General features: G+C 33.0%; 28 protein-coding genes. 25 read left to right on the top strand and 3 right to left on the bottom strand.

The genetic code is table 11. The features are described 5' to 3' along the window. The first annotated feature begins 242 nt into the window (after nucleotides 1-242). From RH915_RS00005 to RH915_RS00015, 3 genes are all read left to right on the top strand, one after another. Nucleotides 243-674, top strand: a complete 432-nt coding sequence (locus RH915_RS00005) for an NUDIX hydrolase (protein WP_310477154.1) — start codon at nucleotides 243-245, stop codon at nucleotides 672-674. A 132-nt stretch (nucleotides 675-806) separates the two neighbouring features. Further along, nucleotides 807-1,469, top strand: coding sequence for a YigZ family protein (locus RH915_RS00010; RefSeq protein ID WP_310477155.1), 663 nt, complete (start codon nucleotides 807-809; stop codon nucleotides 1,467-1,469). Nucleotides 1,470-1,481: 12 nt separating this feature from the next. Further along, on the top strand, nucleotides 1,482-1,865 hold the full coding sequence (locus tag RH915_RS00015) for a CoA-binding protein (protein WP_310477156.1): 384 nt from the start codon (nucleotides 1,482-1,484) through the stop codon (nucleotides 1,863-1,865). A 120-nt stretch (nucleotides 1,866-1,985) separates the two neighbouring features. On the opposite strand, the gene RH915_RS00020 is transcribed toward RH915_RS00015, so the two are convergent. Beyond that, on the bottom strand, nucleotides 1,986-2,339 hold the full coding sequence (locus RH915_RS00020; RefSeq protein WP_310477157.1) for a sulfite exporter TauE/SafE family protein: 354 nt from the start codon (nucleotides 2,337-2,339) through the stop codon (nucleotides 1,986-1,988). After that, complete coding sequence (locus tag RH915_RS00025) at nucleotides 2,336-2,701, bottom strand: sulfite exporter TauE/SafE family protein (protein ID WP_310477158.1); 366 nt, start codon at nucleotides 2,699-2,701, stop codon at nucleotides 2,336-2,338. Before RH915_RS00025 ends, RH915_RS00020 begins: the two co-directional genes overlap by 4 nt. Before the next feature lie 154 nt (nucleotides 2,702-2,855). Between RH915_RS00025 and nadE the strand changes: the two genes are divergently transcribed. From nadE to RH915_RS00040, 3 genes are read left to right on the top strand one after another with little or no spacing between them, the layout of a single operon-like run. Continuing rightward, a complete protein-coding gene (gene nadE, locus RH915_RS00030) occupies nucleotides 2,856-3,602 on the top strand; it encodes an NAD(+) synthase (protein ID WP_331618220.1) in 747 nt (248 codons plus the stop codon). A gap of 43 nt (nucleotides 3,603-3,645) precedes the next feature. Continuing rightward, nucleotides 3,646-4,359: a YebC/PmpR family DNA-binding transcriptional regulator gene (locus tag RH915_RS00035; protein WP_310477159.1), complete on the top strand. Its 714-nt coding sequence runs from the start codon at nucleotides 3,646-3,648 to the stop codon at nucleotides 4,357-4,359. Between the two features lie 43 nt (nucleotides 4,360-4,402). Beyond that, nucleotides 4,403-4,855: an S-ribosylhomocysteine lyase gene (locus RH915_RS00040; protein WP_310477160.1), complete on the top strand. Its 453-nt coding sequence runs from the start codon at nucleotides 4,403-4,405 to the stop codon at nucleotides 4,853-4,855. A 16-nt stretch (nucleotides 4,856-4,871) separates the two neighbouring features. Here RH915_RS00040 and RH915_RS00045 read toward each other — a convergent pair whose 3' ends face one another. Then, nucleotides 4,872-5,438: a lytic transglycosylase domain-containing protein gene (locus RH915_RS00045; RefSeq protein ID WP_310477161.1), complete on the bottom strand. Its 567-nt coding sequence runs from the start codon at nucleotides 5,436-5,438 to the stop codon at nucleotides 4,872-4,874. Between the two features lie 90 nt (nucleotides 5,439-5,528). Here RH915_RS00045 and RH915_RS00050 point away from each other — a divergent pair, with 90 nt between their 5' ends. The 19 genes from RH915_RS00050 to mreD all read left to right on the top strand — a co-directional run bounded on the left by RH915_RS00050 (nucleotide 5,529) and on the right by mreD (nucleotide 18,650). Further along, on the top strand, nucleotides 5,529-6,449 hold the full coding sequence (locus RH915_RS00050) for a hypothetical protein (protein WP_310477162.1): 921 nt from the start codon (nucleotides 5,529-5,531) through the stop codon (nucleotides 6,447-6,449). Nucleotides 6,450-6,469: 20 nt separating this feature from the next. Next, the gene (locus tag RH915_RS00055) at nucleotides 6,470-6,823 is read left to right on the top strand and encodes a hypothetical protein (RefSeq protein WP_310477163.1); all 354 of its coding nucleotides are present in this window, start codon (nucleotides 6,470-6,472) and stop codon (nucleotides 6,821-6,823) included. Nucleotides 6,824-6,835: 12 nt separating this feature from the next. Then, nucleotides 6,836-7,255 carry an ATP-binding protein gene (locus RH915_RS00060; RefSeq protein ID WP_310477164.1) on the top strand — a complete coding sequence of 140 codons (420 nt, stop codon included), beginning with the start codon at nucleotides 6,836-6,838 and terminating at the stop codon, nucleotides 7,253-7,255. Between the two features lie 31 nt (nucleotides 7,256-7,286). Then, a complete protein-coding gene (locus tag RH915_RS00065) occupies nucleotides 7,287-7,622 on the top strand; it encodes a DRTGG domain-containing protein (protein ID WP_310477165.1) in 336 nt (111 codons plus the stop codon). Between the two features lie 2 nt (nucleotides 7,623-7,624). Continuing rightward, nucleotides 7,625-8,335, top strand: coding sequence for a PHP domain-containing protein (locus RH915_RS00070; RefSeq protein ID WP_310477166.1), 711 nt, complete (start codon nucleotides 7,625-7,627; stop codon nucleotides 8,333-8,335). 31 nt (nucleotides 8,336-8,366) lie between these two features. Then, on the top strand, nucleotides 8,367-8,912 hold the full coding sequence (locus tag RH915_RS00075; RefSeq protein WP_310477167.1) for an ATP-binding protein: 546 nt from the start codon (nucleotides 8,367-8,369) through the stop codon (nucleotides 8,910-8,912). Between the two features lie 141 nt (nucleotides 8,913-9,053). Then, the gene (gene rsxC, locus RH915_RS00080; protein ID WP_310477169.1) at nucleotides 9,054-10,382 is read left to right on the top strand and encodes an electron transport complex subunit RsxC; all 1,329 of its coding nucleotides are present in this window, start codon (nucleotides 9,054-9,056) and stop codon (nucleotides 10,380-10,382) included. A gap of 25 nt (nucleotides 10,383-10,407) precedes the next feature. Next, nucleotides 10,408-11,349 (top strand): RnfABCDGE type electron transport complex subunit D, encoded by a 942-nt coding sequence (locus tag RH915_RS00085; protein ID WP_310477170.1) that lies wholly within the window; start codon nucleotides 10,408-10,410, stop codon nucleotides 11,347-11,349. A 1-nt stretch (nucleotide 11,350) separates the two neighbouring features. After that, the gene (locus RH915_RS00090; protein ID WP_310477171.1) at nucleotides 11,351-11,920 is read left to right on the top strand and encodes an RnfABCDGE type electron transport complex subunit G; all 570 of its coding nucleotides are present in this window, start codon (nucleotides 11,351-11,353) and stop codon (nucleotides 11,918-11,920) included. A 17-nt stretch (nucleotides 11,921-11,937) separates the two neighbouring features. After that, nucleotides 11,938-12,540, top strand: coding sequence for an electron transport complex subunit E (locus RH915_RS00095; protein ID WP_310477172.1), 603 nt, complete (start codon nucleotides 11,938-11,940; stop codon nucleotides 12,538-12,540). An 11-nt stretch (nucleotides 12,541-12,551) separates the two neighbouring features. Then, nucleotides 12,552-13,130, top strand: coding sequence for an electron transport complex subunit RsxA (gene rsxA / locus RH915_RS00100; protein WP_310477173.1), 579 nt, complete (start codon nucleotides 12,552-12,554; stop codon nucleotides 13,128-13,130). A 12-nt stretch (nucleotides 13,131-13,142) separates the two neighbouring features. Beyond that, nucleotides 13,143-13,958, top strand: coding sequence for an RnfABCDGE type electron transport complex subunit B (locus tag RH915_RS00105; RefSeq protein ID WP_310477174.1), 816 nt, complete (start codon nucleotides 13,143-13,145; stop codon nucleotides 13,956-13,958). 186 nt (nucleotides 13,959-14,144) lie between these two features. Further along, complete coding sequence (locus tag RH915_RS00110) at nucleotides 14,145-14,666, top strand: Gx transporter family protein (RefSeq protein ID WP_310477175.1); 522 nt, start codon at nucleotides 14,145-14,147, stop codon at nucleotides 14,664-14,666. A gap of 18 nt (nucleotides 14,667-14,684) precedes the next feature. Then, nucleotides 14,685-14,933: a DUF4321 domain-containing protein gene (locus RH915_RS00115; RefSeq protein WP_310477176.1), complete on the top strand. Its 249-nt coding sequence runs from the start codon at nucleotides 14,685-14,687 to the stop codon at nucleotides 14,931-14,933. After that, nucleotides 14,934-15,518 (top strand): Maf family protein, encoded by a 585-nt coding sequence (locus RH915_RS00120; protein ID WP_310477177.1) that lies wholly within the window; start codon nucleotides 14,934-14,936, stop codon nucleotides 15,516-15,518. Between the two features lie 24 nt (nucleotides 15,519-15,542). Next, nucleotides 15,543-16,238 (top strand): RadC family protein, encoded by a 696-nt coding sequence (radC, locus tag RH915_RS00125; RefSeq protein WP_310477178.1) that lies wholly within the window; start codon nucleotides 15,543-15,545, stop codon nucleotides 16,236-16,238. 21 nt (nucleotides 16,239-16,259) lie between these two features. Next, a complete protein-coding gene (locus tag RH915_RS00130) occupies nucleotides 16,260-17,288 on the top strand; it encodes a rod shape-determining protein (protein ID WP_310477179.1) in 1,029 nt (342 codons plus the stop codon). A 14-nt stretch (nucleotides 17,289-17,302) separates the two neighbouring features. Continuing rightward, a complete protein-coding gene (gene mreC, locus RH915_RS00135) occupies nucleotides 17,303-18,130 on the top strand; it encodes a rod shape-determining protein MreC (RefSeq protein ID WP_310477180.1) in 828 nt (275 codons plus the stop codon). 28 nt (nucleotides 18,131-18,158) lie between these two features. Further along, nucleotides 18,159-18,650, top strand: coding sequence for a rod shape-determining protein MreD (mreD, locus tag RH915_RS00140; RefSeq protein ID WP_310477181.1), 492 nt, complete (start codon nucleotides 18,159-18,161; stop codon nucleotides 18,648-18,650). Nucleotides 18,651-18,664 lie beyond the last annotated feature (14 nt).

Raw genomic sequence — 18,664 nt, forward strand, 5'->3', positions numbered from 1 at the left:
GGTATTTTCAATAAGTGCATTATTTTTTGAATAAAAAATGCTGGAGTGTTAACCACCCCAACATTTATTATAGAACCAGAAGTAATTGCTTTTCTTATATTACTATTTAAATCAAATAAATTAAATAAAAATAAGGATAGCTTCATAGTTTTTGCTATTTCTATAAATAAAAATCGGAATTTATTGTTAAATTTATGTTAAGCGCATATAATAATTGTAAGACAATGGAAGGGGGTTTTCCAATGATATTTAGAAATTGTGCTGGTGGAGTAGTATTTTATGCTAACCAAGTGTTTTTACTGAAAAATGAAAAAAATGAGTGGGTATTACCTAAAGGGAAAATTCGTAATAGTGACCTATCCAGTGATGTAGCATTAGACCGTGTTAAGTTTGAAGGCGGTGTTGATGCAAAAATACTATCAACTGCTGGCGGTACTTGTTACGAATTTTTTTCTATTTCTAGGAATCAACCAGTTTGCAACTCTATAACATGGTATATAATGTGTGCAGATTCTAAACAATACAAAATAAATGAAAAGGCTGGTTTTAGGGATGGAGGCTTTTTTTTAGTAGATGATGCATTAGATATGATTACTTACAGTCAAGATAAATCTCTAGTAAAGCTGTCTTATAAACGATTTAAACAAATGATGAAACAAAAACTAGCAGTCTAAATTTAAAGAAAAAATATAAACCAGCTGGACCTCAATCTTACAATTGAGACTAGCTGGTTTAACATTATTAAATTTGAAATTTTAATAGATTTATGGTTCACTAGGAAAGAGAAACATTTAAAGGAGAAAAAAATGATACTAGAATATAAAACAGTTCATATGGATGGAGAAGTAGAAATTATTATAGAAAAGTCTAAATTTATTGGTTATGTACGACCAATCAAAACTGAAAGTGAAGGGAATAATTTTATAGAAGAAATAAGGACAAAACATCATAATGCTACACATAATGTAACAGCATATATGCTTGGATGGAATGATGAAATACAAAAATATAACGATGATGGTGAGCCTACGGGAACTGCTGGAGTACCAGTATTAGAGGTAATAAAGAAGGAAAGTCTTAAAAATGTTGCAATTGTAGTTACACGTTATTTTGGAGGCGTAAAGCTTGGTAGCGGTGGGTTAATTAGAGCTTATACGAAGACAGCCAAACAGGCCCTAGATGCAGGAAGAATAATAACCAGGTATTTATTTAAACTAGTAGCTATTCAAGTGGAATATACACTTAGTGGGAAATTACAAAATGAATTAATTAAGTACCAATATTTAATTAAGAATATAGAATATACGGAGAACGTAAAAATTTATGTTTATGTTAAGGCAGATCGGGTAGAAAATTTAAAGAAACATGTTATTGATTTTACAAGCTCAAGGTGCACATTTACTACAATAAAAGAAGAATATTTAACAGAATTAGATGGAAAGATAATGATGGATAAGAATATTAAATGAGGAGGGTATAACATGCAAAATAATATAAAAGAAATGTTAGATCAAAAAGTTTGGACGGTAATTGGTGTAACTCCAGATAAAAATAAGTTTGGATATAAAATCTATAACAAATTAAAAAATCATGGCTATACTGTTTACGGAGTCAATCCAAAATATAATGAGGTAGACGGTGAAAAAATATATAGTACACTAGACGAGCTCCCAGAAAAACCAACATGTGTTAATATGGTTGTTTCACCCCATATATCAATACAAGTTTTAGATGAGATAAAAAAACAGGGCATTAAATACGTTTGGTTTCAACCAGGCACATTTAATAATGAAGTAATTGAAAAAGCTGAAGAACTAGATTTAAATATTGTGCATCATGCTTGTGTATTAGTTGAATTAGGATAAGTGTATTACATAGTTTTTTGATTATGCAAAATCTATTTTTAAATATAAGTTTATAAAAACCTAGCTAAAAAAGCTAGGCTTTTTATATAATAGGTAAGTTCTCTTTCCTGTTATATAAAACTATGACTTTTTCTTAAAGAAAAGCTCGTAACAACCCATAAACAAAAGAAAAACACCAAAAAGCTTGCGAAGTAAATCAGAAGAAGTAATAGAAGCAATTTTTGAACCAACAAATGCACCTAATAACCCAAAAACAACAATAGGGATAGTAAATTTTAGTAGTACATTTTTGTTTTTAAAATGGATAAAAAGCGCGATGAATGCTACTGGTATAAAAGATAAAAGGTTAATACTCTGTATAGTCTGTTGTTTAAGGGAAGTAAAGAATACTAAACCGGGTATTAGAATAGTTCCACCACCAATACCCATCCCGCCAATGATCCCTGCAAACAAACCTAAAAGAAATAGTATCAAGAAAACACCATCCTTATTGCTGCAATAATCATAAAGGTACCAAAAATCTTTCTAAGTGTATTATCGGAAAACTTAGTAAGAGATTTAGAACCGATATAGCTACCTATAATGCCACCAATAGCAACCTTAAATGTTGTTGGTAAGTCTACAAATCCTTTTGTATAATAAACAATACTACTTAATATTGCAAAAGGCAAAATAATTGAAATAGCAGTAGCTTGTGCTTTGTGTTGTGGTACATCAAAAAAATTGGTAAGGGCAGGAACAACGATAATTCCGCCACCTGCACCAAAAACACCGTTGATTAAACCTGCGATAAAACCTATAATAATCATTTTAGACCATGAACGAATATTTCTCATTTTAGTTTCCTCATTTGTAATTTTTAAATATCATACATATAATTAATTTAACCACCATGAAATAAAGTATACACCAGTAATTGATACGCTTGACTCAAGTAAAATTTATAGATATAATTCACACATAATATAAACCAAAAGGAGTGATACATTAGTGGATGAAATCAATAAAAAAATTGATAAAACAGTAAATTGGCTACGAGATCAAGTGGAACAATCTAAAACTAACGGATTGCTTGTAGGGATTTCCGGAGGAATAGATTCTGCAGTTGTCGCTTGTCTGATTAAAAAAGCTTTTCCGGAAAATTCTTTAGGAGTTATATTGCCGATTAAGAGCAACAAAACAGATGTTGAAGACGCACTAGCTTTAATAGAAGCATGTGGAATATCCTATATAAGTGTTGATGTTTCTGAAGAGCATACAGGCATTCAAAATAAAGTATTAAAAGAACTAAAAAATAAAAAGCTATACAAAAACAAAAATGATAAATTAACCGATGCAAACTTAAGAGCAAGATTAAGGATGAGTACATTGTATACAGTTGCTAATAATATAAACTATTTAGTGGTTGGAACAGACAATGAGGCCGAGATCTACACAGGATACTTTACAAAATATGGTGATGGTGGTGTGGATGTATTACCTATCGCATCCTTAAAGAAATCAGAGGTTTATCAATGGGCAGAGGCATTGGGTGTACCTAGGCAAATTCTAGATAGGCCTCCGTCAGCTGGTTTATGGGAAGGTCAAACAGATGAAGCAGAGATGGGAACAACTTATAAGTATATCGATGATTTTTTATCAGGTAAGGAAATTCCAGATAAAGATCGAGTTTTAATTGAAAGGTTACATAGACAAACGAAACATAAGCGAGAAACGCCACCTATGTTAAAACTATAATTAAGTAAAAACAAATATAGAGTATAAATTAGGAGATGGAATTATGGGACGGATTGGAAATATTAAAGACAGAAAAGCTAAGCAAGATTCAAAAAGAGCTAAGATATATACTAAGCTTGCTAGGTTAATTACGGTAGCAGCTAAAGAGGGTGGCATAGATCCTGAATATAATGCCAATTTAAAAAATGCTATCGATAAAGCCAAGTCACAAAATATGCCGAATGATAATATAGATAGAGCGATAAAAAAAGCTTCTAATGATAGTGAAAGCAACAAGTTTGAAAAAATAACTTATGAAGGTTATGGACCAAATGGCGTTGCTGTTATTGTTGAAGCCTTAACAGATAATCGAAATAGGACTGCTGGGGATGTTAGGCATGCCTTTGATAAAAATGGGGGCAATCTAGGAACAACAGGTTGTGTTGCCTTTATGTTTGACCTGAAAGGACAAATAATTTTGGAAAAGAAAGCAGCTATAGATGAGGACACCCTAATGATACAAGCCTTAGATGCTGGAGCAGAGGATTTTATTTCTGGAGAAGATGCTTATGAAATTATAACTGCACCTGATGATTTTACTCAAGTTAAAGATACGTTACTAGAAGAAGGGTATGAATTTATAAACGCTGATATTGTAAATATTCCTCAAACAGAGGCAATATTACAAGGGGAAGAGATAAAAAAAATGAGTCGGTTAATCGATATGTTAGAGGACAATGACGATATACAGGCTGTGCACCATAACTGGGTAGAATAATAAATAATTAAAAGGTATAAAATTTAATTGGGGAGGAATAGAAATGAAAGTGATCGTTGAAAGTTTTACGATGGACCATACAAAAGTTAATGCACCCTTTGTAAGAAGGTGTGGACATGTAACAACCCCAAAAGGAGATATAATAACAAAGTTTGACTTAAGATTCACTCAACCCAATAAAGAAAGCATACCTACTGCAGCTATACATGCAATAGAACACTTAATGGCAGGATATATAAGAGAGGAATTAGAAGATGTTATCGACATTTCCCCAATGGGTTGCCGGACAGGATTTTATTTAATTGTATTAGGGGAAAGGGAAGAAAAAGAAATTCTTAGTGTATTGATTAAAGTGTTAGAAAAAGTAATTGAATCTAAAGATGTTCCAGCGGCCAATCCTATTCAATGTGGTAATTATAGGGACCTATCCTTACATGGAGCAAAAGAATATGCAAAGGATGTATTAAAAAAATTAAATAAAAGCTATAAAAAATGACTTGATTATAATCAAGTCATTTTTTATTATACATTTTATAACGTTCTGTGACGGTTTTTACATAGTTTTGTGTTTCAGAAAAGGGAGGAATACCATTATATTTTTGTACATTTCCTGGACCTGCATTATAAGCCGCTAAGGTAAGGCTAAGATCTCCGTTATATTGATTCATTAGTTGTCTTAAGTATTTTGTTCCGCCCTCTATATTTTGAACAGGATCCCATACATTTGTAACCCCTAAACCTCTAGCTGTTCCAGGCATGAGTTGCATTAAACCCTGGGCACCAGCGTGAGAAACTGCCCTTGGATTAAAACTAGATTCAGTATGAATCACCGATTTAATAAGTGCAGACGGAATATTATATTTTACAGATGCCTTATTGATGATATCATCAAAGTCTCTTCCCTCCGTAGTGGGCTGGAGTATACTAGACGGATGCGTGCTAGTTTGAGCAACATGCTTACTTAGTATTTCTTCGAAATTATTGCGTTCAACAGGGGTTATATTTAGTTTTACTGGAATTTTTTTTTCGATAGCAGATATTTTAGCTGCAAAAATTTGATCCACATAATTCCTAACCATAAAATCACCCTTCAAGGAATATTTTTACTTTAATCTATTATATATATATTATAGCTAAAATGCAATAAAAGAAAAACGGGGGGATTTTTGATGAGAAGAAGAAAAGGATTTAAATCGCGCAGGAAAAAAGTACAGTTTAATCAAGGAATTATTATAGGAATTATTTTTTGTATTGCATTACCTTTTAGTGCCATTTATCTTGGACTAAAGATTACTGAAAACTTTATCGTTCCAGTTTTTAATACAAGCCTAGTGTTCGAAGAAGAAGGCTCACAAAAAGAAGAAAGTTCGGAAGAGTCTATGATATTTAATGAAGATGAAGAAAATCAAGAAGGAATAAAAGAGGAGAATCAAGAAGAAATAGAAGAAATAAAAGAAGCATATGAAGCATCTGATAACATATCTAACTTAACCGTATATCTAATTCAGATAGCAAGTGTTACAGATGCATCAAACATTAATACTTTAATAGAAGCGCTTAATGAAAACGATTTACCCCATGCTATATACGAAGAAAATGACCAATCAAAAGTATATACATTTGGTTCTACTAAACGCGTACATGTTGAAGAAAAGATTGAGATGGTTCGTGAGTTTTACCCTGAAGCCTTTATTAGTGAATTTAATCTACCCCAACAAGAAGTTGGTTTTAATTCAAGTGAGGAGGAGTATGTTGTTAAGCTAATTAACGACATAAACAACATTGTAGAACTAATAGATAAACAGTCTCAAGCATGGTATAATAATCCTATAAATGAAGAGAAAGAGTTACATATTAATTTATTAAAGGAGCATAAAAATTTGGTAGAAAATCTAGAAGAAAAACTAGGGGAAAAGAAATTAAGTGACACTACTTTAAGCAAAGAACACATTGAAAAATTTGTTTTATATCAACAGAATAATATTAATACATCCCTAGAATTAATAGATGATGAAAAAGAGCAATATCGCTTACATGGGCTTCTATTAGATAGTTTATTTAAAGTTGCTGAGTTGACAAATTCAAATTGATATCAAGTGGGGGTGATCAGGTGAACTTAAGACAAGTTGTAGCACTACTAAATGCAGATGTTTTAACGGGAAAAGATTTTCTAGACAGAGAAGTACATACGGCTTTTGCTTGTGATTTGATGAGTGACGTACTTACTTTTTCGGAGAATAGCACCATACTTTTAACCGGATTAGTTAATACCCATACCGTAAGAACTGCTGAAATGATGGATATAGGTGCTATTGTTTTTGTAAGAAATAAAAAGCCAGATAAAGAAACCTTAAAATTAGCCGAAGAGATCGGAATTGTGACCATGACCACAGAAAAAATTCTTTATACTAGTTGTGGTATTTTATTTAATCAAGGCTTAAAAGGTGCTTATATACATAGGTAGATAAGGAAGGAAGTGAGAATTATTAAATTATTATACGAAATTGAAAAGGAAGATTTTGTAAAAGCCGGACAAGCCTCAAGTGAAGTAAAAAAGGTATTAAAACAATTAGGCGTGTCATCGGAAATAACAAGGAGAGTTTCAATTGCTACTTATGAAGCCGAAATGAATATAGTAATTCATTCCTTCGGTGGCAAGATTGAAGTTGAAATAGATATAAATAAAATTATTATTACTGCTAGAGATCGGGGACCAGGAATTGAAAATATTGATTTAGCTATGCAAGAAGGATATACAACAGCCTCTGAAAAAGTGCGTGAATTAGGTTTTGGTGCTGGCATGGGACTTCCTAACATAAAAAGGTGTGCTGATGAGTTTTACATTAATTCCATAATTGATGAGTATACTGAACTAAAAATTACAACTTATCTGTAATAAATATATGTATTAAAGGGGGAATACAAAAGTGATAGATGTAAAACAGTTAATAAAAGAATTAGATCTTGAAATAGTAAGCGGAGAAGACGGTCTTAGTAATATTATAAAAGGTGTTTATATAGGAGATTTACTTAGTTGGGTAATGGCAAAGCTTAAAGAAGGGGATATATGGATTACAATACAAACACATGTAAATGTAGTAGCAGTAGCGTCACTAGGAGAAGCTGCCTGTATAATAGTGCCAGAAAATGCGCAAATAGATGAAAATACAACTGAAAAATCTAATGAACAAAATATACCTATATTAAGAAGTGATCTTACAGCGTATGAACTTTCTTTAAAACTAGGTCCGTTGGTTGATTAATAATGGAAGTTGCTGTAGACTTACATATTCACAGTGGGTTATCACCATGTGCAGACAATACTATGACCCCAAATAATATTATAAATATGGCATTGTTAAAAAAGCTTGATGTTCTTGCAATTACAGATCATAACTCCACAAAGAACCTATCTGCTTTTTTAAATATTGCAAATAAAAAAGGCATTATATGTATACCAGGTATAGAAATTACCACGAAAGAGGAAGTACATCTAACAGCGCTATTTCCCAGCTTAGATAATGCACAAAGATTTCAAAAAATAGTAGACGCTCACTTACCCAGAAGAAAAAACAATGCAAGTTTTTTCGGAAATCAATTAATATTTAAGGAGGATGATAGTGTTAAAGAGGAAGAAGAAATTCTTTTGTCTAACGCATTAACATTAAGTATTGAAGATTCAATAGATGAAATAAGAAAAGCAGAGGGTATACCAATAGCAGCCCATATAGATAAAGACAAGTTTAGTATAATTAGCAACTTAGGATTTATTGATAAACATTTAGAACTAAAAGTTATTGAATTTGGAAAGAATACTGAGAGTGACATCTTTGTTAATAAACATGCTTATCTTTCTGCTTATACACAGATTAAAAGTTCTGATGCACATTACTTAGGAGATATACTAGAAAGAGAATTTTTCTTAGATGTTGAATCTAAGTCTATAGAAGGGGTATTAAATGCATTAGAAGTGTAGGTTTGCAATAAAATATTGGGGTCGTGATACTGTGAAGGAATTGTCACTTCATATACTAGATATTATTCAAAATGCAATAGCAGCAGAAGCCGTAGAAGTACATATAGAAATCAATGAAGATCTAAGTAAAGATTTGCTAGAAATTATCGTGTCTGATAATGGTTTTGGAATGGACGAGGAGTTTGTAAGAAATGTTACGGATCCTTTTACAACAACAAGAAAAACAAGAAAAGTTGGATTGGGAATACCCTTATTTAAAGCAAGTGCACTACAGTGTGATGGAGACTTTAAAATAAAATCAAAATTAGGTCAAGGAACTACAGTCCATGCTATGTTTAAACATAGTCATATTGATAGACCTCCAATTGGAAAAATTACAGATACAATTATTACATGTATACTTTCAAATGATAATATTGATTTTAAATATATACATAGGTATAATCAGAATCATTTTATTTTTAATACGAAGCAAATAAAAAGCTATTTAGATGGTGTGTCAATTTCAGACTATGCAGTTATAAATTGGATGAAAGATTACATCGAAGAAAACCTAACTCAACTTGTTAAATTTTAAAATTTATAATATGATTATTATGGTTGTTTTATGAGTATTAGATTAATGGAAGTGATCGATGTACATATGCTTGTTAACGAAATAACTTTCCATTTAAGAAGAATCCTAGGATAAAATTTAAGAAAATAGAGGTGAATCATTATGAAATTATTAAGTTTTAAGCTTGGTATTCATCCTCCAGAAAGGAAAGAATCAACAGAACATCTGAAGGTTGAAAAAGCAGTTGAACCGAAAATCGTAACAATACCACTTCAACAGCATATAGGTGCTGCCTGTGAGCCCCTAGTAAAAGTCGGTGATATTGTTAAACTTGGGCAAAAAATCGGAGAACCACAAGGTTTCGTATCTGCAGCTGTTCACTCAAGTGTTAGTGGTACAGTAAAAGCAATAGCTGAAAAACCTGCAGCTTCTGGTGGTGAAGTTTTATCAGTTGTGATTGAATCTGATGGTAACAACGAAATAGATCCATCTATTCAGCCAAAAGGAGATATAACATCTCTTGATCCAAAAGAAATTATTAATATTATAAAAGATGCTGGGATTGTCGGTATGGGTGGCGCTGCATTTCCAACTCATGTAAAACTATCACCTCCACCAGATAAAAAAGTAGACTTAATTATCTTAAATGGTGCGGAGTGTGAACCATATTTAACTGCAGATCATCGACTTATGTTAGAAAACCCAGAAGACATTATTTATGGACTAAAGGCGATGATGAAAGCAACTGGTGTTAAGAATGCAATAATTGGTATAGAAAACAATAAAATGGATGCAGTTAAAGTAATGCATGAAGCTGTTCAAAAAGAAGAAGGTATTAAAGTAGCAGTACTACAAACAAAATACCCACAAGGTGCAGAGAAGCAACTTATATATGCTTGCACAAAGAAAGAAGTACCCTCTGGCGGATTACCTATGGATGTAGGAGTAATTGTAAACAATGTTGCAACTGCTGCTCAAATAGCGAAAACAATCAAAACAGGGATGCCTTTAATTGATAGAATTACAACAGTTGCAGGAAAATGTATAAAAAATCCTAAAAACCTACTTGTAAAAGTTGGGGTATCTATTAAAGAAGTTATTGATCAGTGTGATGGTTATAAGGAAAAACCCGGAAAGATTATAATGGGTGGACCAATGATGGGACTTGCTCAATATACGGATGAAGTGGCACTAACAAAAGGATCATCAGGGGTAATTGTATTTGATGAGAAAGAAGCTACAACACCGGACCCTTCAAATTGTATTAGATGTAGTAGATGTATACAAATATGTCCAGCATTTTTAAGGCCGGTACAAATTGCTGAAAACTCAGCCCACAATATGATGGAAAATGCAGAGAAGTATCGTGCATTAGATTGTATTGAATGTGGTTCATGCTCATATATCTGTCCTTCTAAGCTTCCATTGCTACACTCAATTAGGGTAGCTAAAAGAAGTATTTTAGCTAAAAAGAGACAGCAAAAAGGTTAGAAAATACGTTTATGGAGGTAAACTAATGGATGAAAAATTAATTGTTACGTCGTCTCCTCATTTTAGGGACGATAGTACAGTTCACAAAATTATGTTGGATGTCATTATTGCTTTATTACCTGCTACTTTAGCAGGGATATATTATTTTGGTATGAACGCAGCAAGAGTGCTATTTTTAGCAGTCATAACTGCGGTGATAACAGAAGCAGTTATACAAAAACTTCTTAAAAGACCAGTTACGATTAACGATATGAGTGCGGCACTAACAGGTCTACTACTAGGATTAAACTTAGCACCTTCGGTTCCATGGTGGATACCTGTAGTTGGTTCAGCTTTTGCCATTGCATTAGTAAAACAGCTCTTTGGTGGGATTGGTCATAACTTTATGAATCCAGCTTTGGCAGCAAGAATTTTTCTTACGATTTCTTGGACAGGTAATATGACTGACTGGAGAGCACCAGGTGTTGATGCTGTATCTACAGCAACACCATTAAGTTTTGTAAAAGGGGCTACAGAGGTACCAAATGCAGCTCCATCCTTATTTGATGCTTTTGTAGGAAATATTGGAGGATCATTAGGTGAAACTTCAGCAATTTTACTTATATTAGGTGGGGTGTATTTAGTATATAGAGGTGTTATATCAGCTAAAATACCACTAATTTATGTAGGAACTGTAGCGGCAGCTACTTTAGTATATGGTGGATTTGATCTATACTTTATGGCATACCATGTATTTTCTGGTGGATTGATGATTGGCGCAATTTATATGGCTACTGACTATGCTTCCGGCGCAATAACACCAAGAGGTAGAATCATTTTTGCATTCGGTTGTGGTGTTCTAACCTCGATAATTAGGTTGTTTGGTGGTTATCCAGAAGGTGTTGGTTTTTCAATATTACTAATGAATGTTGCTGCGCCACTAATTGACAAGTATACAAGTCCTCGAGTATTTGGGGAGGTGAAGTAGTATGAAAGACATGTTAAAAATGGGTTTAATACTATTGGCTTTCACAGCTGTATCTGGGATGATACTAGGATTAACCAATGATGTGACACAGGGCATCATTCAAGAAAGATTAGAAGAAGAAAATATACAAGCAATAGCGGGGCTACTACCAGAAGCAGAAGATTTTAATAATTTAGAGGACGAAGCTATTTTACAGCGGGATTTAATCGTTGAAGTATATGAAGGCCAAAAGGAAGATGAAACTGTAGGATATACAGTTAGAGCTAATCCAATAGGATATGGCGGAAGAGTGGTTGTAATAACGGGCATATCGGTTGACGGTGAAATACTTGGTGTGGAAATCGCAGCCCAATCTGAAACGCCAGGATTAGGGGATAAGATTACAGATAATGAATACTTAGATCAGTATGTAGGGAAAAGTACTGAAGAAGAGCTAGTTACAACAAAAGGTGGAGAAACAGGGGAAAAATATATCAATGCGATAACCGGTGCAACCGTATCATCGGAAGCCGTTACAGATGGCGTAAATGCTGCAAGAGCATTGTATGAAGAAGTACTAAAAAGTCGTTAATTCCGGAGGTGAACATATTGAAACTAAATAGGATTTTTATAAAAGGGTTACTATTTGATAATCCGGTATTTATACAATTACTAGGGATGTGCCCTGTACTTGCTGTAACAAACACTGCGGAGAATAGTTTATTTATGGGTATGGCAACCACAGCTGTATTATTAGGATCTAACATTGTTATTTCATTGTTAAAGAAGTTTATTCCGACGAAAATTAGAATACCTATATTTATAGTCGTAATAGCAACCTTTGTTACGATAGTAGGAATGGTATTAAATGCCTACTTCCCAGCTATTCATGCGAATTTAGGGATTTTTATTCCACTAATTGTTGTAAACTGTCTAATACTAGCAAGAGCAGAATCTTTTGCATCAAAAAGCTCAACAGTAGGATCAGTCGTCGATGGTTTAGGAATGGGAATAGGATTTACTATAGCGTTATTTGTCCTAGGGTCAGTAAGAGAGGTATTAGGATATGGAACATTTTATAACATTGCCTTATTTGGTGACGGTTTTCAACCTGCTACAATAATGGCTATGCCACCTGGTGCATTTTTAGCATTAGGGCTATTAATGGGATTGTTTAATAAAATTATTTCAAAAAATGTTAATGAGCTGTAGGGGGTGAAGACTTGAGTTTAGAATCAATATTTATCATACTTATAAGTGCAATTCTAGTAAACAACTTCATATTATCAAGATTTTTAGGTATTTGCCCTTTCTTTGGTGTTTCTAAACAAGTAGAAACTGCCTTTGGAATGGGTATGGCAGTTACTTTCGTTATGACTTTAGCTTCAATCATAACATATGTGGTATATGGGCTATTAGACCACTGGAATATAGAGTATATGCAAACTATTGCATTTATTCTTGTAATAGCATCACTGGTTCAACTAGTAGAAATGATTATTCAAAAAACGAGTCCAACTTTATATCAATCTTTAGGTGTGTTTTTACCACTAATAACTACAAACTGTGCGGTGTTAGGCTTAACGATTCTAAATATTGATTATGATTATAATATGGGTAGTTCAATTGTACATGCTATCGGAGCTGCAATCGGATTTACTTTAGCAATTGTTTTATTTGCTGCAATACGTGAAAGACTTGAATTAGCAGCTGTCCCAGAAGTTTTCAAAGGATTTCCAATAGCTTTGGTTACTGCGGGATTAATGTCTTTAGCTTTTCTAGGTTTTGCAAATCTAGTATAGAGAGGTGATTATATGAATATAGAAAGCGTACTTTATCCTGCTCTTCTTTTAGGGGGATTAGGGTTACTATTCGGTATAGGACTTGCGTATGCATCAAAGAAATTTGCAGTAGAATTAGATCCAAGAATTACAGCTATTCGTGATGTATTACCTGGAGCAAATTGTGGAGGCTGTGGAATCCCTGGGTGTGATGGATTTGCCAAAGCAGTTGTAGACGGCGAAGCAGGAGTAGGGGATTGTCCAGTAGGTGGACCAGACTGTACAAAAGCCATTGCAAAAATAATGGGTGTTGAAGCAGATACAAAAGAAAGACAAGTAGCAAAGGTTATATGTAACGGAGACACGCATAAATGCAAAGAAAAATATGAATATCAAGGGATAAATGATTGTGTTGCTGCTTCACTAGTTTCGGGGGGGAGTAAAGCCTGTGACTATGGATGCTTAGGGTTAGGAACATGTGTAAGGGCCTGTCAATTTGATGCAATTGAGATTGTTGATGGAAGAATTGCTAAGATTATTCCTGAAAAGTGTACGGCCTGTAAAAAATGTGTTGAATCCTGTCCTAAGGACGTAATTGACATGGTTCCTTATGAACAATCTGTTGTAATAACATGTAATAATAATGAAACTGGCAAAGTTGTAAGACCAAAATGTAGTGTGGCATGTATAGCATGTAAAATTTGTGTAAAAGCTTGTCCTTTTGATGCAATTGATTTTGAAAATAACTTAGCGTTTATAGACTATGAAAAGTGTACAAATTGTTTTGTATGTGTGGAGAAATGTCCAACCAAAGCAATAGAAGGTCGGTTGGAGAAAAAGGAAGTATAGTATAAATTAAAAGTATAAGCGTAAAGGCGACCAATAGTGTCGTCTTTACGCTTGTTTATTGAAAAATATTACTACTTGTAAGTTATATTTTTTAATGATAAACTTTTAATGATAAAAGTATGTGTTGAGTTAGAAGAAATGTAAATACTATATTATATACTCATATTATATTAGGAATGTGGAAAAATGAAAATAAAACAAATTATATATTTAGCGTTATTAACAACTATAGGATTGGCTCTGCATATTTTAGAAGGAATGATTCCTAATCCATTTTTAGGAATAGCACCAGGAGCAAAGTTAGGTCTTGCGAATATCATTGGATTAATTACATTAGGAATATTTGGGCTTAAATACGCATTAATAGTTAATGTATTAAGATGCATAATTGCTGGGCTTGTAATAGGTGCAATAACTTCTATGTTTTATAGCATAGCAGGGGCTGTTGTAAGTACATGCCTTATGTGGATTATATATAGGTATTTAAGTAAATATTTTAGTCTAATTGGGGTTAGTGTGTTTGGAGCATTGGGGCATAATATTGCCCAGTTACTGGTTGCTGCAGCGATAATCAATAATATAAGAATATTTGTTTATTTACCTGTTATGATGTTAACAAGTATATTTACAGGTATTTTTATTGGGATAACTGCTAATTACACATTAGAAAAAACAAGAATACACATGAAGAATATTATAAGTAATTAACTTATTAAGGGGGCACATATGAGTAAATATCGTAGTTCTTTTTTATTAATTTTGATGATTTTTACTGGTGTGATTTTGGGTAGTTTGATAGGATCTTTTCTAGGCAATTCAATACCAATACTTGCCTATGGACCAGAACCCTTTGGAATAAAAGGTTTTCAATTGGATTTGGGAATAATAAGGCTAAGCTTGACATTACTTATAGATATAAATGTCGCAAGTTTATTAGGCTTAATATTTGCAGTAATGATATTTAAAAGACTGTAGGTGAAAAATTTGAAACAAATCATTTTAGCATCAAAGTCTCCTAGGAGAAAAATGCTTCTAGAAAACTTAGGAGTAAGCTTCGATGTCGTAGAAAGCAATATAGATGAAAAACTAAACTGTGTAGGATCCGCAGATAAAATAGCAAAAGAATTAGCTTTGAGAAAAGCCAAAAAAGTTGCTGAATTGCATAAATCTGCTATTGTTATTGGCGCGGATACTGTTGTTGTTTCAGATGAGATACTAGGAAAACCTGAATGTAAAGATGATGCAAGAAAAATATTACGTTCCTTATCTGGTAAATCACATGAAGTAATTACGGGTCTCGCCCTAATAAATAAGGATAATAACAAAACTGTCATAGCTGCTGCAAAAACGAGAGTGTACTTCAAATACCTAACTAATGAGGAAATTGAAAAGTACCTATCTCATGATGAGTATAAAGATAAAGCGGGATCATATGCTATCCAAGGAAAAGCATCGTTATTTATAGAAAAAATTGAAGGAGATTATAACAATGTTGTAGGTTTACCATTGTTTAAACTTGAACAGTTACTACGGGAAAATTTTAATATAACATTAATTTAAGTAGTTATTTTCAGGGGGATAGGAATGAAACAAGATTACTGTATTACGATAAAAAAAATGCCCGAATGTGAGAGACCGCGAGAAAAAATGGTAAGTGTGGGTCCTGAAAGACTGTCCAACGCAGAGCTTATGGCAATTATTCTTTCTACAGGAACAAAAGATATGACTGCAATAGATTTAGCACAACAAGTATTATACCATTCAAAAGAAGGTTTAACTTTCTTAGCAAATGCCTCACTAGAAGAGTTAAATGAAATAAAAGGAATTGGCTTGGCTAAAGCTTGTCAGTTAATGGCTTCAGTAGAGCTAGGAAAACGTATATCCTTAACAACAAAAGCAAATAAATATAAAATAACAAGTCCAGAAGATGCTTCAAATTTAATGATGGATAGGATGAGACTTTTAAAAAAAGAACACTTTGAAATAATTTTGTTAAATACAAAAAATGAACTGATAGGCATAGAAAATATTTCAATTGGTAGTCTTTCAGCTTCAATAGTACATCCTAGAGAGGTTTTTGTTACGAGTATCAAAAGAAGTGCTTCATCAATAATACTTGTTCATAATCATCCTAGTGGAGATCCAAGTCCAAGTAAAGAAGATGTTGAAATTACAAAAAGATTAGTTGAAGCTGGAAAAATAATAGGGATTCGTGTTTTGGATCATATTATAATTGGAGATAATGTTCATTATAGTTTAAATGAAATGCAGATGATGTAATTTTAGAGGAGGAAAGTATAGATGGGGATTTTTAGTTTTATGTCTAGAGATATGGGAATAGATCTAGGTACTGCAAATACATTGGTATTTAAAAAAGGAAAAGGGATAGTATTAAGGGAGCCGTCAGTAGTAGCGATACAAAATGATACAAAAACAGTTTTAGCGGTAGGAGAAGAAGCAAAGAGAATGATCGGCAGAACTCCAGGAAATATTGTAGCAATAAGACCTATGAAAGATGGTGTAATTGCAGATTTTGATGTTACTCAGAGTATGTTAAAATATTTCATAAAAAAAGCCTATGCTCGCAAATCAATGATACGTCCAAGGGTTGTTGTCTGTGTACCTTCAGGAGTAACTGAAGTTGAAAAACGAGCAGTAGAAGAAGCAGCTTTGCAAGCAGGAGCAACTGAGGCTTATTTAATCGAAGAGCCGATGGCTGCAGCTATTGGTGCTGGGCTACCAGTTGAGGAGCCTACTGGTAGTATGGTGGTAGATATTGGTGGTGGAACTACAGAGGTAGCGATTATATCATTAGGTGGTATTGTAACTTCTAAGTCTATAAGAATTGGTGGCGATGAATTAGATGAATCCATTGTCCAACACATAAAAAAAGCTTATAATTTAATGATAGGTGAAAGAACAGCTGAAGAGATTAAGGTTACCATTGGCTCAGCTTATCCTAAATCTACAGAACAAAAAATGGTTGTAAGAGGTAGAGATCTAGTTTCAGGGCTACCAAAAACCCTTAATATCACATCTACAGAAATAATGGATGCTCTGAAGGAGCCAGTTATGCAGATTGTTGAAGCAATTAAGTTTACTTTAGAGAAAACACCACCAGAGCTGGCGGCAGATATTATGGAAATAGGGATTATGTTAACAGGCGGAGGCGCACTACTAGATGGCCTTGACAAACTTGTAAAAAAAGAAACAGGTATGCCCGTAAGAATCGCAGAAAATGCATTGGATTGTGTGGTACTTGGAACCGGAAAAGCACTAGAGGGCATTGAAACAACCAGAGTGTTAATCACCCCAAAAAAACTCAAATAAAGATGGTGATATAGATGAAAAAAAACACCAAAAATCGTTCTTTAATTACTGTAGTTATTGTGGCAATTATTCTAATAGGTACTATTGGATATACTGCAGAACAAAGAGAAGAAATAACCATGTTAGAAAACTGGGTTGGAGGGATTTTAACTCCAATCCAAAGTGTAATAAGCTCGGGAACTTCTTTTGTTGGTAACCTAGCAAATCCTATTGTAAATTATTCTAAGGTAGTTAGAGAAAGTGAACGTCTTAATGAAGAAGTAAGTGATTTAAGAGATCAATTAATAAAGGCAAGGCTTACACGGGATGAGCTAGAAGAATTACGGAGTTTAAAGTATGCATTAAATTATGTAGAGGAAGAAGCAAAATATAATACAAAGGCAGTAAAAATAGTTGGAAAAAGTCCAAGCAATTGGTTTGATACGTTTACAATTGATGCAGGTAAAAATCACGGCTTATCTGTTGATAATATTGTTATTTCATCAAATGGTCTAGTTGGAACTATTTATGAGGTTGGAGATACATGGGCTAAAGTTGTTAGTATTATTGATAGTAGTAGTGCTATAAGTTTTCAAATACTACGTAATAATGACTTTAAAGGAGTTGTATCAGGTAGTATTGACCACGAACTTTCAGGATATTTATTTGATCCTTCAGCCGAGGTAATTGTTGGAGATAAACTCATTACATCTGAGTTAGGAAAACATCCAAAAGGAATTTTAATAGGAGAAGTAACAGAAGTTGGATACACAGCAGATCGATTACTTAGAACTATTGAAGTTGAGCCTTCAGTAAACTTTAGAAGACTAAACACGGTATTAGTAATAATACCTAATAACTAAATAAAATAACAACTAAAGGGGACAAGAAATGAATGTTTTTATCATTTCTCTTATTATAATTTTAAATTTTATATTTCAAAGTACACTATTGCAATATTTAAGTATAATGGGCGTTATACCCAATACAGCTTTAATATTGGTTGTTTGTTTTTCTTTATTTTTAGATAAAAACAAAGCTGCTACCTATGGCTTCGTGACAGGAATGTTACAAGACATATTATATAGCGGCTTTTTAGGCATGTATAGTTTAATATATTTAATATTAGGATACGTAGTGAGTAGCTTTAGTTATAAAATATTTAAAGAGAATATTTTTATATCTTTTACACTAACAGGAATGTCAACAATTTTCTATATTTTAATGAATATAACTATTCTATATCTGTTTGGATTTGAAACAGATAGTGGTTATATTTTCAGAATGAATACCTTATATCAAATTATTTATAATGCTATTTTATCCATTTTGATTTACATGTATGTATTAAGATTGTATAAACGAAAATTTTTTAATTACTAGAGAGAATGGTGATA

It is taken from the genome of Serpentinicella sp. ANB-PHB4 (assembly GCF_031432315.1).
Taxonomy (GTDB): Bacteria; Bacillota; Clostridia; order Peptostreptococcales; family Natronincolaceae; genus Serpentinicella.